This window comes from Enterobacter sp. 5-4, from assembly GCF_000612205.1.
GTDB lineage: Bacteria > Pseudomonadota > Gammaproteobacteria > Enterobacterales > Enterobacteriaceae > Enterobacter > Enterobacter roggenkampii.
This window is the reverse complement of sequence record NZ_JFHW01000019.1, coordinates 542,702-556,819: the sequence shown is the minus strand read 5'-3', so window position 1 is coordinate 556,819 and position 14,118 is coordinate 542,702. Positions and strand designations below refer to the sequence as shown.

Genomic DNA, 14,118 nt, shown 5'->3' with positions numbered 1-14,118 from the left:
TCAAAGCCCCCGTTATGGGGGCTTTTTTTATTCCAGCGTTGCGGGCAGCCAGCAGCTGGCGATTAAGCCACCTTCAGCGCCATTCTCAAGCGTTAGCCTGCCGTGGTGGAGCTGGAGGATGCGCTGCACGATGCTCAGGCCCAGCCCACTGCCTCCGTAGCGCTGGTCAAGACGGCGGAACGGCTCGGTAATTGACTGTCGGTGCGCTTCATCAATTCCAGGACCCTGATCGATAACGCTAATCTGCGTCCCGCCGTCGACCTCGGTTAATGTCACTGTAATCGTTGTCCCTGCCGGGCTGTAGCGCCCGGCATTCTCCAGCAGGTTGCGCAGCATGAGGCGCAGGAGAACGGCGTCTCCCTGAACCGTGAGCGCGCTTTTAGCGGGCCAAATCACCGTATGCTCTTTGGCTTCATGCCCCAGGCCGAGAGGTTCAATGATATTTTCCGTCCAGTTCACGGTTTCGTAGTGTCCGCTCGCCATGGCCTGTCCGGCCCGGGCCAGCATCAGCAGCTGTTCGACGGTATGCATGAGCTGATCGATACGGCTAATCAGCGTGGCGGCCTGTGGCGCACCTGACTGCGACATCAGCTCCAGATGGAGCCGGATGCCAGCAAGAGGCGTTCTCAGCTCGTGAGCGGCGTCTGCAGTGAAGAGACGTTCCTGCTGAATGGTGCTATCCAGCCGGGCCAGCAGCTGGTTCAGGGAGGTCGTCACCGCGCCAATTTCTTCCATGTCGGAATACATGGGAAGCGGGGTTAAGTTATCGGCTGAACGATTAGCGAGGCTGGCGCGGAGTTTATTCAGCGGCCGGGTTATCCAGGTGACCGCCCAGAAAGAGAAGAGCAGGGTAAAGCCAACCATCACCAGAGAAGGGACCAGCAGCGAGGCAATCGCTTCGCGTATCTCTTTCTCAACGTGATTATTGCGCGCTTTCGCTGACAGCGTTTCGTTGACCAGAAAACCAATCTGTTCACGGCTTTCATGCCATAGCCAGATGACGCTTATCAGCTGGAAAAACAGGAGAATGACCGCCAGCAGTACCATCAGACGCCGACGCATGCTGTTCATTTCTGGCTCTCCAGACGATAGCCGACGCCGCGAACGGTTTTGATCCTGTCTTTGCCGAGCTTACGCCGCAGATTATGGATGTGGACCTCAAGGGTATTTGACCCGGGATCGTCCTGCCAGGAGTAGATATCCTGCTGGAGCGTTTCTCTGTGTACCGTTTGCCCGCTGCGCATGATCAGACGCGTAAGCAAGGCGAACTCTTTTGGCGTGACCTCTACGGCCTGATCCTGTTGCAGCACCTGCTGGGTTTGCAAATTCAGCGTAATGTCGCCGTCGGTCAGTAAGTTATCACTATGGCCCTGATAACGGCGAATCAACGCTCGCACCCGTGCCTGCAGCTCCGCGAGCGCGAAAGGCTTCACCAGATAATCATCTGCGCCTGCATCGAGGCCGGTGATACGATCTTCAATGGCATCACGTGCCGTCAGGATCAGGACGGGATTGTTGATGCCGCGACGTCGCCACTGGCTGAGCAGCGTGGCGCCGTCTTTATCCGGCAAGCCCAAATCGAGGATCACCAGGCTGTATTCGCCGCTCTGGATCAGGGCATCCGCCTCTGCTGCGGTGCCTGCACAGTCGAGAGCATACCCTTCATTGGCCAGCCCCAGCGCCAGCCCTTCCTGCAATAACAGATCGTCTTCAACTATAAGTAGTTTCATCGCTAGTTATTCTGGTAGATGTCCTTATAAAGCCTGCTTTCGAAGCGAACCAGCGGAATACGACGATTGCGCTGATCGGTCGGTTCGACGGCATAGCCGGAAAGATACTGCACGAATGCCATACGCTGTCCGCTGGCGGTAGTGATGAAGCCTGCAAGGTTGTAAACCCCCTGCAGTGAGCCTGTTTTCGCGGAGACTTTGCCATCCACGCCGGCAGCGTGAAGCCCTGCGCGGTACTGCAGTGAACCGTCATGTCCGGCCAGCGGCAGCATTGAAATAAAGTTTAGCTCAGTGTCATGCTGTGCAATGTACTGAAGCACCTGCATCATCGTGGCCGGAGAGATCAAATTATGGCGCGACAGGCCGGAGCCATCGACGGCGATGGTATTACCCAGGTCGATCCCCGCCTGCTGGCGCAGAATCTGACGCACCGCGTCTGAGCCCGCGCGCCAGGTTCCCGGCACGCCGAAACGGGCGTGGCCAATCATGCGGAACACCGTATCGGCAATCATGTTGTCCGACTTTTTCAGCATAATTCGCAGTAAATCGTGCAGCGGCGCAGACTGTTTGCTGGCGATGACCGTGCCGGGCTGGTTGACCTGCGTCTGACGAAGCAGGGTACCGGAATAGGTTATTCCCGCTTGTTTCAGCTCATCTTTCAGGATGGCGCCTGCATAGCTTGCGCCATCCTGTATTGCAAAGGCCAGCGGCAGCGGATCGGCGCGCTGCGTCAGGCAGCCGGTGAGCGTGAAGCGGTTAAGGTCGCCTGGCACCACATCCAGTTCGCAATACTGGGCATCGGGGGAACCCTTGGCCAGCGTGCGAACCTGGCTAAACATGGTGACCGGGTAGTAGGACGCGATGCGGATAAATGCTAAATCATCCGGCTTTGGCGCACTGTAAAGCGAAACCGAGAAGCAGTTGCGGTCAACAATCGCGGCGGCGGGCGGGGCGCTAAAGCACTGCGTCATATCGTTCCACGGCCAGCCCGGGGCTTTGTCGTGGCTGGCAAAGATGGACGTGTCGATCAGCACATTGCCATCAATTTTCTGCACGCCGGTTTTTTTCAGCGCCGCAACCATATTGCGGATATCCTGGCGTTTAAAGGTTGGATCGCCGCCAAAACGGGCGATAAGATCGCCTTTCAGTTCGCCACCCTCAACGTTACCTTTGGTTTCAAGGGTGGTCGTAAAACGGAAGTCAGGCCCGAGCTGGAGCAGAGCGGCGAGGGCGGTGATCACCTTTTGGGTACTGGCAGGCAGCGCCATCTGTTGACTGTGATAGTCAATCTCGGGAGCCTGTGCGCCAACCTTCTGCACCATCAGGGCAAGGTTCGCGCCTGCGGGAAGCTGATTAATGTACTCATCAACATTCGCGGCCTGGGCGGTGAACGTTATACTGGTAGTCAATCCGATGATAAAACTGGAAAATCGCATAATCTCGCGCTAACAACCCGAAAACAAACCGTCATACTACGGTGCATGGCACTGCAAAGTAAACGATGACCCATAGTGAACTTCGCGGTAAAATGCGTATCAAATTGAAAAATTGCTGCTGACCTGGGGCGTTGCTCCCGGGTCGGTTTTCTTTTTGCTTCTGGCCTGTTCAGGTGGGCTGGAGCAGGGAACACTGCTCCCAACAGGAATGTTTAAGAGGTATAACAAATGCAAGCTATTCCGATGACCTTACGTGGTGCCGAAAAACTGCGCGAAGAGCTGGATTTTCTGAAATCCGTACGTCGCCCTGAAATCATCGCCGCTATCGCGGAAGCGCGTGAGCATGGCGACCTGAAAGAGAACGCTGAATACCACGCCGCGCGTGAGCAGCAGGGCTTCTGTGAAGGGCGTATTAAAGATATCGAAGCAAAACTGTCCAATGCACAGGTTATCGATATCACCAAAATGCCGAATAATGGCCGTGTGATTTTTGGTTCAACCGTTACCGTGCTGAACCTGGACAACGACGAAGAGCAGACCTATCGCATCGTGGGTGATGATGAAGCTGACTTCAAACAGAACCTGATTTCGGTGAACTCACCGATTGCTCGCGGCCTGATTGGCAAAGAGCAGGACGATGTTGTCACCATCCGCACCCCGGGCGGTGAAGTGGAATACGAAATTATTAAGGTCGAATACCTGTAATTCGCTTCTCTACTAAGATGTTGATACATTGTAAAGAAAAGAAAAAGGCCGCGTAGCGGCCTTTTATCAACTCAAGGAGCATGGCATTTTGCTCGCCTGCTGACAGAAATCCCTCGTTTCACACAGAAAATGTGTTTAATTCAGGATATCCTTAACGTGGCAGCGAGATTTTACGCTCTTTAGATGGGCGGTAGAGCACCAGCGTTTTACCGATGACCTGTACATTACAGGCGCCGGTTTCGCGCACGATGGCTTCCACGATCAGGTTTTTAGTGTCTCTGTCTTCAGAGGCGATTTTCACCTTGATCAGCTCGTGGTGTTCCAGCGCTTGTTCAATCTCGGCAAGCACCCCTTCGGTCAAACCATTGTTGCCAAGCATCACTACAGGCTTGAGCGGATGTGCCAGACCTTTAAGGTGCTGTTTTTGTTTAGTACTCAGATTCATCGTATATTTTTGCTTACGTTGGGATTGAAAACGGTTCATTCTACCGCCATCTCCCTAATATCGCCAAATAGCTGCGTAGAAATTTACGTCACAGGCAAGTAACGATGAACCAGGACGGAAATGTTAAATGACAGGTAAAAAGCGTTCTGCCAGCTCCAGCCGCTGGCTTCAGGAACACTTTAGCGATAAATATGTTCAACAGGCACAGAAAAAGGGGTTGCGTTCCCGTGCCTGGTTTAAACTTGATGAAATACAGCAAAGTGACAAACTTTTTAAGCCGGGGATGACGGTTGTTGACCTCGGTGCGGCACCTGGAGGATGGTCCCAGTATGCGGTAACGCAGATCGGCGGAACGGGCCGAATCATCGCGTGCGATCTTTTACCAATGGATCCCATCGTCGGTGTCGACTTCCTTCAGGGCGACTTTCGTGATGAATTAGTGCTGAAAGCGTTACTTGATCGTGTAGGTGACAGTAAGGTCCAGGTTGTCATGTCAGATATGGCACCAAATATGTGCGGAACACCGGCGGTGGATATCCCCCGCGCCATGTATCTGGTGGAGCTAGCGTTAGAAATGTGTCGTGATGTACTAGCGCCTGGTGGTAGTTTTGTTGTGAAGGTGTTTCAGGGCGAAGGTTTCGAGGAGTATCTTAAGGAAATTCGCTCCCTGTTTGCGAAGGTCAAAGTTCGTAAGCCGGACTCTTCCCGGGCCCGTTCCCGTGAAGTGTATATTGTAGCGACCGGGCGAAAATGATAACCGGGAGATTTCAGACGAAAGTTTGAATGAAACTGGATATAGAGTATCCTGACGCTGTTTTTAACACAGTTGTAATATGAGGTTAATCCCTTGAGTGACATGGCGAAAAACCTAATACTCTGGCTGGTCATTGCCGTTGTGCTGATGTCAGTATTCCAGAGCTTTGGGCCCAGCGAGTCGAATGGCCGCAAGGTGGATTATTCTACCTTCCTGCAGGAGGTCAATCAGGACCAGGTTCGCGAAGCGCGTATCAACGGACGTGAGATCAACGTTACCAAGAAAGATAGTAACCGTTACACGACTTACATCCCGGTGAACGATCCTAAGCTGCTTGATAACCTTCTGACCAAAAACGTCAAAGTGGTAGGCGAGCCGCCAGAAGAACCAAGCCTGTTGGCTTCTATCTTCATTTCCTGGTTCCCGATGCTGCTTCTTATCGGCGTCTGGATCTTCTTTATGCGCCAGATGCAGGGCGGCGGTGGCAAAGGTGCCATGTCGTTCGGTAAGAGCAAGGCGCGTATGTTGACGGAAGATCAGATCAAGACCACTTTTGCGGACGTTGCCGGGTGTGACGAAGCGAAAGAAGAGGTCGGTGAACTGGTTGAATACCTGCGCGAGCCGAGCCGTTTCCAGAAGCTGGGCGGTAAAATCCCGAAAGGCGTGCTGATGGTTGGCCCTCCGGGTACCGGTAAAACCCTGCTGGCGAAAGCCATCGCGGGTGAAGCGAAGGTGCCGTTCTTTACTATTTCAGGTTCTGACTTCGTCGAAATGTTCGTGGGTGTCGGTGCATCTCGTGTGCGTGACATGTTCGAGCAGGCCAAGAAGGCAGCACCGTGCATTATCTTCATCGATGAAATCGACGCCGTAGGCCGCCAGCGTGGCGCAGGCCTGGGCGGTGGTCACGATGAACGTGAACAGACGCTGAACCAGATGCTGGTTGAGATGGACGGCTTCGAAGGTAACGAAGGTATCATCGTTATCGCGGCAACTAACCGTCCGGACGTACTTGACCCGGCGCTGCTGCGTCCAGGCCGTTTCGACCGTCAGGTTGTTGTCGGTCTGCCGGATGTTCGCGGTCGTGAACAGATTCTGAAAGTCCACATGCGTCGCGTACCGCTGGCGCCAGATATCGACGCGGCAATCATTGCGCGCGGTACTCCGGGCTTCTCCGGTGCGGATCTCGCTAACCTGGTCAACGAAGCTGCACTGTTTGCCGCTCGCGGTAACAAGCGCGTCGTGTCGATGGTGGAGTTCGAGAAAGCGAAAGATAAGATCATGATGGGTGCGGAACGTCGCTCCATGGTGATGACGGAAGCGCAGAAAGAGTCCACGGCTTACCACGAAGCGGGTCACGCGATTATCGGTCGCCTGGTGCCGGAACACGATCCGGTGCATAAAGTGACGATTATTCCGCGCGGTCGTGCGCTGGGTGTGACCTTCTTCCTGCCTGAAGGCGACGCGATCAGCGCCAGCCGTCAGAAGCTGGAAAGCCAGATCTCAACCCTGTACGGCGGTCGTCTGGCGGAAGAGATTATTTACGGTCCGGAACATGTTTCTACCGGTGCGTCGAACGACATTAAAGTGGCGACAAACCTGGCGCGTAACATGGTGACGCAGTGGGGCTTCTCCGACAAACTCGGTCCGCTGCTGTATGCAGAGGAAGAGGGTGAGGTGTTCCTGGGCCGCTCCGTCGCGAAAGCGAAACATATGTCCGATGAAACGGCTCGTATCATCGACCAGGAAGTGAAAGCGCTGATTGAACGTAACTACGGTCGCGCGCGTCAGATCCTGAATGACAACATGGACATTCTGCATTCCATGAAAGATGCGCTCATGAAATATGAGACCATCGATGCACCGCAGATTGACGACCTGATGGCGCGCCGCGAAGTGCGTCCGCCAGCAGGCTGGGAAGACCCAGGCGCTTCCAATAACTCTGACAACAATGGCACCCCGCGTGCGCCGCGTCCGGTTGATGAACCGCGTACGCCAAACCCGGGCAACACCATGTCAGAACAGTTGGGCGATAAGTAAGTCACTGCTGTTGAAGCGTTTGTTTGTACCTCAAACCCTGGAGCTTGCTCCGGGGTTTTTCATTTCTGTTTAACCATTTAGATATCAGGGATTTCGCCATGAAATTATTCGCTCAGGACTCGCATCTCGATCTTTCACATCCCCATGTGATGGGGATCCTGAATGTTACCCCTGACTCCTTCTCTGACGGCGGCACGCATAACACGCTTATCGAGGCGGTTAAGCATGCGAATTTAATGATTAATGCAGGTGCCACCATCATTGATGTTGGCGGCGAATCGACGCGCCCCGGTGCGGCGGACGTGTCTGTGGAAGAAGAGCTGGCGCGCGTGGTGCCGGTCGTTGAAGCAATCGCGCAGCGGTTTGAAGTGTGGATCTCAGTAGATACCTCCAAACCGGAAGTGATCCGAGAAGTTGCGAAAGTGGGCGCTCACATTATCAATGATATTCGTTCACTTACCGAGCCGGGAGCGATTGAGGCGGCTGCGGAAACCGGGCTGCCGGTTTGCCTGATGCATATGCAGGGGCAACCGAAAACCATGCAGGACGCGCCGAAGTATGACGATGTCTTTGCCGACGTAAATCGCTTCTTTATTGAGCATATCGAACGTTGTGAACGTGCCGGTATCCCAAAAGAGAAATTGCTGCTCGACCCGGGGTTCGGTTTCGGTAAAAATCTCTCACACAACTATGCGCTGCTTGCGCGCTTATCGGAATTTCATCATTTTGGCCTGCCGCTGCTGGTGGGGATGTCGAGAAAGTCGATGATTGGCCAGTTGCTGAATGTAGGCCCGAGCGAACGCCTGAGCGGCAGCCTGGCCTGCGCGGTGATTGCGGCGATGCAGGGTGCGCACATCATTCGTGTCCATGACGTCAAAGAAACAGTAGAAGCCATGCGTGTGGTGGAAGCCACACTGGCAGCGAAGGAAAACAAACGCTATGAGTAATCGTAAATATTTTGGTACCGACGGTATCCGTGGGCGCGTAGGCGATGCTCCCATCACCCCTGATTTTGTCCTGAAGCTCGGCTGGGCTGCCGGCAAGGTTCTGGCGCGTCATGGCTCACGTAAAATTATCATCGGTAAAGACACTCGTATTTCCGGCTATATGCTGGAGTCCGCGCTGGAAGCGGGACTGGCGGCGGCTGGACTGTCCGCCTCTTTTACAGGCCCAATGCCAACGCCTGCGGTCGCGTATCTGACGCGCACCTTCCGTGCGGAAGCGGGGATTGTTATCTCGGCCTCTCACAACCCGTTCTACGACAACGGCATTAAGTTCTTCTCTATTGATGGCACCAAGCTGCCGGATGAGGTGGAAGAAGCCATTGAAGCTGAAATGGAAAAAGAGATCACCTGTGTTGATTCCGCCGAGCTGGGTAAAGCGAACCGTATCGTTGATGCGGCGGGTCGCTATATCGAATTCTGTAAAGGCACCTTCCCGAATGAGCTGAGCCTGGCCCACCTCAAAATTGTGGTGGACTGTGCAAATGGCGCGACCTATCACATCGCCCCGAATGTCTTCCGCGAACTGGGTGCGAAAGTAATCGCCATCGGCTGTGAGCCGGATGGTCTGAACATCAACGAGCAGGTCGGTGCGACGGACGTTCGTGCCCTGCAGGCGCGCGTGCTGGCAGAAAAAGCCGATCTGGGTATTGCGCTGGACGGCGATGGTGACCGCGTGATCATGGTTGATCACGAAGGTAACAAGGTCGACGGCGACCAGATCCTCTACATTATTGCGCGTGAAGGTCTGCGTCAGGGTCAGCTGCGCGGCGGTGCGGTCGGGACGCTGATGAGTAACATGGGCCTGGAACTGGCGCTGAAACAGCTCGGTATTCCGTTCGTTCGCGCGAAAGTGGGTGACCGCTATGTGTTGGAAAAATTGCAGGAGAAGGGCTGGCGTATCGGCGCTGAGAATTCAGGTCACGTGATCCTGCTCGACAAAACCACCACCGGTGACGGTATTGTGGCCGCGTTGCAGGTGGTTGCCGCCATGGCGCGAAACCATATGAGCCTGCACGATCTGTGTAGCGGCATGAAAATGTTCCCACAGATCCTGGTAAACGTACGTTTCACTGCCGGCAAAGGCGATCCGCTGGAAAATGAGAACGTGAAAGCGGTAATGGCTGACGTTGAAGCGGCCCTGGGCAGCCGTGGACGCGTGCTGCTGCGTAAGTCTGGTACTGAACCGCTGATCCGCGTGATGGTGGAAGGCGAAGACGAAGCGCAGGTAACCGAATTTGCGCACCGTATTGCGGATGCTGTTAAAGCTGCATAATCTTGCACGCTAAATGTTTAAAAAGGCGGCGTTTGCCGCCTTTGTTTTAAGCAATTAATGGCTTTTTGCTGTTTTTTTCCGCAGTTGATACAATGCGTCGAAAATGCCCTTGCGAAGGTGATTCGCTTTGGTTAGTATTCACACCCGCTTCAGTGGGAAACAGAAATCCTGCTAATTGGTCGAAGCATTGGTATGCGGCAAATCCGCAAGGAACAGGTTGATTATGTACGAAGCTCTTTTAGTTGTTTTCCTTATTGTAGCCATCGCTCTCGTAGCGCTGATTATGCTGCAGCAAGGTAAAGGCGCTGATATGGGAGCCTCCTTCGGAGCAGGCGCTTCCGGTACGCTGTTCGGTTCAAGTGGTTCTGCGAACTTCATGACCCGCACGACGGCGATTCTGGCGACGCTGTTCTTCATCATCAGTCTGGTGCTTGGCAATATCAACAGCAACAAGACCAGCAAAGGAAGCGAGTGGGAAAACCTGAGCGCGCCAGCAAAAACTGAGCAGACTCAGCCAGCTGCACCGGCTAAGCCAACCAGCGATATCCCGCAGTAAGTATTCCGTACCGAGGTGGTGGAATTGGTAGACACGCTACCTTGAGGTGGTAGTGCCCTAACGGGCTTGTGGGTTCGAGTCCCATCCTCGGTACCAATATTCCAGAAGAAAGACGTCGAAAGACGTCTTTTTTTTCGTCTGTAGCTTTTGCCGTTCGTAGGCCCGGTAAGCGCAGCGCCACCGGGCAAAATGGCGGGTGGCGCTGCGCTTACCCGCCCTACAAAAGCCGAACAAAAAGGCGCCCATTGGGCGCCTTTTGCATGTTTCATTATCGATTATTTCTTATCGCTGTGTTCCAGGTTTTCAACCTGCGGCAGGCCGTTACCTGAATTCGCAGAGAGCAGGCCATTCTCAACATAGTTGAACAGCTTCTCACGGGTATCGGTGATGTCCAGGTTACGCATGGTCAGCTGGCCAATACGATCGTCCGGTGAGAACACTGACTCACCTTTCTCCATGGTCAGACGCTCTGCTTTATAGGTCAGGTTATCAGACACGGTGTTCAGGATGGAGTAGTCGTTACCGCGACGCAGTTCCAGGGTCACTTCACCGGTAATTGCACTCGCCACCCAACGCTGAAGCGCATCACGCAGCATCAGCGCCTGCGGATCGAACCAGCGGCCCTGATACAGCAGTTTGCCCAGCTGACGGCCATGAGAGTGATACTGCTCAATGGTGTCTTCGTTGTGAATACCAGTCAGCAGACGCTCGTAAGCAATATGCAGCAGCGCCATTCCCGGGGCTTCATAGATGCCACGGCTTTTCGCTTCGATGATACGGTTTTCAATCTGATCGCTCATGCCCAGGCCGTGACGACCACCAATACGGTTAGCTTCCAGCATCAGCTCAACGTCATCAGAGAAGGTTTTGCCGTTCAGCGCAACCGGATGACCACGTTCGAAACGCACGGTCACTTCTTCTGCCGGGATCTTCACGTTCTCATCCCAGAACTTCACGCCCATGATTGGGTTAACGATCTTCACGCTGGAGTTCAGGAATTCCAGGTCTTTTGCTTCGTGCGTCGCACCCAGCATGTTGGAGTCGGTGGAGTAGGCTTTCTCGACGGACATCTTATAGTCAAAGCCGCAGGCGATCATAAACTCGGACATCTCATGACGACCACCCAGCTCGTCGATGAAGTCGGTATCCAGCCACGGTTTGTAGATCTGCAATTCGGCGTTGGTCAGCAGGCCATAACGATAGAAACGTTCAATATCGTTTCCTTTATAGGTGCTGCCATCACCCCAGATGTTGACGCCGTCTTCTTTCATGGCGGCAACCAGCATGGTACCGGTGACCGCACGGCCCAGCGGGGTGGTGTTGAAATAGGTCAGGCCGCCGGTGGTGTTATGGAATGCACCACACTGAATCGCCGCGATACCTTCCGCGACCAGTTGCTTACGGCAGTCAATCAGGCGCGCGTTCTCTGCACCATACTCTTTCGCGCGACGAGGAATGGCATCATAGTCGTCCTCATCCGGCTGACCCAGGTTCGCAGTATAAGCATACGGAACCGCTCCCTTCTGGCGCATCCACAGCAGTGCAGCGCTGGTATCCAGGCCACCTGAGAAAGCGATGCCAATACGTTGTCCTACCGGAAGATGCTTGAGAATCGTCGTCATAGAATAAAACCCTGCTTGATTGACTGATTAGAGACCGCTTTCGCTCTCTTGTGCATTTTTATGCAAAATAAGTGAGTATTCATTTAATCATCTTTTGGCGAAGACCGGAAGAGACTCGTGCGTTTTTTGTAAAAATTTTGGTCTGATCGATCTGGCGGAAGTCGCCTTGACAGGTGGGGTCAACTATCAATATACTAAACGCCGATTTTACGTCCCGTCTTCGGTACCAAATCCCAGCATTATTTGCAAATTCTGTCCAAAACGCGTAGAATTTGCCACGTTTCAGGCGCGGGGTGGAGCAGCCTGGTAGCTCGTCGGGCTCATAACCCGAAGGTCGTCGGTTCAAATCCGGCCCCCGCAACCACTTTCCCATAAAGTTCTTTTTCAAATATACTGTGAAGACTTAGAGCCTTCGTAGCTGGATTTGAAAAAATTCTTTCGGAGAGTGCTCCAGGCCACAGTTGTGGCTATAGGGTTCAGTTATCTAAAGCCCCGATTTATCGGGGTTTTTTGTTATCTGACTACAGAATAACTGGGCTTTACGCCCTTTTTTTATGTCTTGGGGGTGGGCTTGTCCACATTAGAGCAAAAATTAACAGAGATGATTACTGCACCGGTCGAAGCACTGGGCTACGAACTGGTCGGCATCGAATTCGTTCGCGGCCGTACATCGACGCTGCGCATCTATATTGATAGTGAAGATGGCATCAATGTTGATGATTGTGCTGATGTCAGCCACCAGGTGAGTGCGGTTCTTGATGTTGAAGACCCAATTACCGTTGCGTACAACCTGGAAGTTTCCTCACCTGGCCTCGATCGCCCGATGTTCACGGCCGAGCACTATGTGCGCTTTACCGGTGAAGAAGTGGCTCTCGTTCTGCGTATGGCCGTACAGAACCGCCGTAAATGGCAGGGAATTATCAAAGCCGTTGATGGTGAAATGATCACGGTGACAGTCGAAGGCAAAGATGAAGTGTTCGCGCTGAGTAATATCCAGAAGGCGAACCTGGTTCCCCACTTTTAACAGTCTGGATTGAGGTGAAAAGCCCGCGATGAACAAAGAAATTTTGGCTGTTGTTGAAGCCGTCTCCAACGAGAAATCACTGCCGCGTGAGAAGATTTTTGAAGCGCTGGAAAGTGCACTGGCTACAGCAACCAAGAAAAAATACGAACAAGAGATCGATGTTCGCGTAGAAATCGATCGTAAAAGCGGTGACTTCGATACATTCCGTCGTTGGGTAATCGTTGAAGAAGTGACCCAGCCGACTAAAGAGATCACGCTGGAAGCCGCCCGTTTTGAAGACGAAAGTCTGAACGTGGGTGACTACGTTGAAGATCAGATTGAGTCTGTGACCTTCGACCGTATCACTACCCAGACCGCTAAACAGGTTATCGTGCAGAAAGTGCGCGAAGCCGAGCGCGCGCTGGTTGTCGATCAGTTCCGCGATCAGGAAGGCGAAATCATCACTGGCGTGGTGAAGAAAGTGAACCGCGACAACATCTCCCTGGAGATCAAATCCGAAGGGTTGCCGGGTAACGCTGAAGCCGTGATCCTGCGTGAAGATATGCTGCCGCGTGAAAACTTCCGTCCGGGCGACCGTATTCGTGGTGTTCTGTACGCTGTGCGTCCAGAAGCTCGCGGTGCGCAGCTGTTCGTGACCCGTTCTAAACCAGAAATGCTGGTAGAACTGTTCCGTATCGAAGTACCGGAAATCGGTGAAGAAGTTATCGAAATTAAAGCGGCGGCTCGCGATCCGGGCTCCCGTGCGAAAATTGCGGTGAAAACCAACGACAAGCGTATCGACCCGGTCGGTGCTTGCGTCGGTATGCGCGGTGCGCGTGTCCAGGCAGTTTCTACTGAGCTGGGCGGCGAACGTATTGATATCGTTCTGTGGGATGACAACCCGGCGCAGTTCGTGATCAACGCAATGGCTCCGGCTGATGTGGCGTCTATCGTTGTTGACGAAGACAAACACACCATGGATATCGCTGTTGAAGCGGGCAACCTGGCGCAGGCAATCGGCCGTAACGGTCAGAACGTACGCCTGGCGTCACAGCTGAGCGGCTGGGAACTCAACGTCATGACCGTTGATGACCTGCAGGCTAAGCATCAGGCTGAAGCCCATGCGGCGATCGATACCTTCACCAAATACCTGGATATTGACGAAGATTTCGCCACTGTTCTGGTTGAAGAAGGTTTCTCTACGCTGGAAGAACTGGCCTATGTGCCAATGAAAGAGCTGCTGGAAATTGACGGTCTGGATGAACCAACCGTTGAAGCCCTGCGTGAACGCGCTAAAAACGCACTGACCACCCTGGCACTGGCTCAGGAAGAAAGCCTTGGCGATAAGAAGCCGGCTGATGACCTGCTGAATCTGGAAGGTCTTGATCGTGCGATTGCGTTCAAGCTGGCTGCCCGTGGTGTTTGTACGCTGGAAGATCTCGCTGAGCAAGGCGTTGATGACCTGGCTGATATCGAAGGTTTAACCGACGAGAAAGCCGGCGAGCTCATCATGGCCGCACGTAATATTTGCTGGTTCGGCGACGAAGCGTAAT

General features: G+C 53.7%; 13 protein-coding genes and 2 tRNA genes. 10 read left to right on the top strand and 5 right to left on the bottom strand.

Annotated elements, in window-relative coordinates:
• Positions 1-27 precede the first annotated feature (27 nt).
• The 3 genes from pmrB to dacB are packed head-to-tail and all read right to left on the bottom strand — an operon-like array spanning position 28 to position 3,166.
• A complete protein-coding gene (gene pmrB, locus AA74_RS0113035; RefSeq protein WP_025912550.1) occupies positions 28-1,071 on the bottom strand; it encodes a two-component system sensor histidine kinase PmrB in 1,044 nt (347 codons plus the stop codon).
• On the bottom strand, positions 1,068-1,730 hold the full coding sequence (pmrA, locus tag AA74_RS0113030; RefSeq protein WP_008501465.1) for a two-component system response regulator PmrA: 663 nt from the start codon (positions 1,728-1,730) through the stop codon (positions 1,068-1,070). The genes pmrB and pmrA overlap by 4 nt, the downstream gene beginning before the upstream one ends.
• 2 nt (positions 1,731-1,732) lie before the next feature.
• Positions 1,733-3,166 (bottom strand): serine-type D-Ala-D-Ala carboxypeptidase, encoded by a 1,434-nt coding sequence (dacB, locus tag AA74_RS0113025; protein WP_023344983.1) that lies wholly within the window; start codon positions 3,164-3,166, stop codon positions 1,733-1,735.
• A 228-nt stretch (positions 3,167-3,394) separates the two neighbouring features.
• Between dacB and greA the strand changes: the two genes are divergently transcribed.
• Positions 3,395-3,871: a transcription elongation factor GreA gene (gene greA / locus AA74_RS0113020; protein WP_003861815.1), complete on the top strand. Its 477-nt coding sequence runs from the start codon at positions 3,395-3,397 to the stop codon at positions 3,869-3,871.
• Between the two features lie 151 nt (positions 3,872-4,022).
• Here the strand turns inward: greA and yhbY are convergent, their stop codons facing one another.
• Entirely contained in the window at positions 4,023-4,316 is a 294-nt protein-coding gene (gene yhbY, locus AA74_RS0113015; RefSeq protein WP_003861814.1) for a ribosome assembly RNA-binding protein YhbY, read from the bottom strand.
• A 127-nt stretch (positions 4,317-4,443) separates the two neighbouring features.
• On the opposite strand from yhbY, the gene rlmE reads away from it, so the two are divergent.
• From rlmE to AA74_RS0112985, 6 genes are all read left to right on the top strand, one after another.
• Entirely contained in the window at positions 4,444-5,070 is a 627-nt protein-coding gene (gene rlmE, locus AA74_RS0113010; RefSeq protein WP_003861812.1) for a 23S rRNA (uridine(2552)-2'-O)-methyltransferase RlmE, read from the top strand.
• Between the two features lie 102 nt (positions 5,071-5,172).
• The gene (gene ftsH, locus AA74_RS0113005) at positions 5,173-7,107 is read left to right on the top strand and encodes an ATP-dependent zinc metalloprotease FtsH (RefSeq protein WP_013098921.1); all 1,935 of its coding nucleotides are present in this window, start codon (positions 5,173-5,175) and stop codon (positions 7,105-7,107) included.
• A 98-nt stretch (positions 7,108-7,205) separates the two neighbouring features.
• Positions 7,206-8,054 carry a dihydropteroate synthase gene (folP, locus tag AA74_RS0113000; protein ID WP_008501468.1) on the top strand — a complete coding sequence of 283 codons (849 nt, stop codon included), beginning with the start codon at positions 7,206-7,208 and terminating at the stop codon, positions 8,052-8,054.
• The gene (gene glmM, locus AA74_RS0112995; protein WP_021242257.1) at positions 8,047-9,384 is read left to right on the top strand and encodes a phosphoglucosamine mutase; all 1,338 of its coding nucleotides are present in this window, start codon (positions 8,047-8,049) and stop codon (positions 9,382-9,384) included. The genes folP and glmM overlap by 8 nt, the downstream gene beginning before the upstream one ends.
• Positions 9,385-9,607: 223 nt before the next feature.
• Positions 9,608-9,940, top strand: coding sequence for a preprotein translocase subunit SecG (gene secG, locus AA74_RS0112990; protein WP_021242256.1), 333 nt, complete (start codon positions 9,608-9,610; stop codon positions 9,938-9,940).
• A 9-nt stretch (positions 9,941-9,949) separates the two neighbouring features.
• A tRNA-Leu gene (locus AA74_RS0112985) sits at positions 9,950-10,036 on the top strand.
• 179 nt (positions 10,037-10,215) lie between these two features.
• Here the strand turns inward: AA74_RS0112985 and argG are convergent.
• Positions 10,216-11,562 carry an argininosuccinate synthase gene (gene argG, locus AA74_RS0112980; protein WP_023294661.1) on the bottom strand — a complete coding sequence of 449 codons (1,347 nt, stop codon included), beginning with the start codon at positions 11,560-11,562 and terminating at the stop codon, positions 10,216-10,218.
• A 287-nt stretch (positions 11,563-11,849) separates the two neighbouring features.
• On the opposite strand from argG, the gene AA74_RS0112975 reads away from it, so the two are divergent.
• The 3 genes from AA74_RS0112975 (at position 11,850) to nusA (ending at position 14,117) form a co-directional block, all read left to right on the top strand.
• Positions 11,850-11,926, top strand: a tRNA-Met gene (locus AA74_RS0112975).
• Between the two features lie 207 nt (positions 11,927-12,133).
• Complete coding sequence (gene rimP / locus AA74_RS0112970) at positions 12,134-12,586, top strand: ribosome maturation factor RimP (RefSeq protein WP_014833432.1); 453 nt, start codon at positions 12,134-12,136, stop codon at positions 12,584-12,586.
• 28 nt (positions 12,587-12,614) lie between these two features.
• Complete coding sequence (nusA, locus tag AA74_RS0112965; protein WP_003861798.1) at positions 12,615-14,117, top strand: transcription termination factor NusA; 1,503 nt, start codon at positions 12,615-12,617, stop codon at positions 14,115-14,117.
• Position 14,118 lies beyond the last annotated feature (1 nt).

Bases quoted from the DNA above. Each gene is read 5' to 3' on its own strand.
- pmrB (WP_025912550.1), bottom strand. From the start codon at position 1,071: ATGAACAGCATGCGTCGGCGTCTGATGGTACTGCTGGCGGTCATTCTC.
- pmrA (WP_008501465.1), bottom strand. From the start codon at position 1,730: ATGAAACTACTTATAGTTGAAGACGATCTGTTATTGCAGGAAGGGCTG.
- dacB (WP_023344983.1), bottom strand. From the start codon at position 3,166: ATGCGATTTTCCAGTTTTATCATCGGATTGACTACCAGTATAACGTTC.
- greA (WP_003861815.1), top strand. From the start codon at position 3,395: ATGCAAGCTATTCCGATGACCTTACGTGGTGCCGAAAAACTGCGCGAA.
- yhbY (WP_003861814.1), bottom strand. From the start codon at position 4,316: ATGAATCTGAGTACTAAACAAAAACAGCACCTTAAAGGTCTGGCACAT.
- rlmE (WP_003861812.1), top strand. From the start codon at position 4,444: ATGACAGGTAAAAAGCGTTCTGCCAGCTCCAGCCGCTGGCTTCAGGAA.
- ftsH (WP_013098921.1), top strand. From the start codon at position 5,173: ATGGCGAAAAACCTAATACTCTGGCTGGTCATTGCCGTTGTGCTGATG.
- folP (WP_008501468.1), top strand. From the start codon at position 7,206: ATGAAATTATTCGCTCAGGACTCGCATCTCGATCTTTCACATCCCCAT.
- glmM (WP_021242257.1), top strand. From the start codon at position 8,047: ATGAGTAATCGTAAATATTTTGGTACCGACGGTATCCGTGGGCGCGTA.
- secG (WP_021242256.1), top strand. From the start codon at position 9,608: ATGTACGAAGCTCTTTTAGTTGTTTTCCTTATTGTAGCCATCGCTCTC.
- argG (WP_023294661.1), bottom strand. From the start codon at position 11,562: ATGACGACGATTCTCAAGCATCTTCCGGTAGGACAACGTATTGGCATC.
- nusA (WP_003861798.1), top strand. From the start codon at position 12,615: ATGAACAAAGAAATTTTGGCTGTTGTTGAAGCCGTCTCCAACGAGAAA.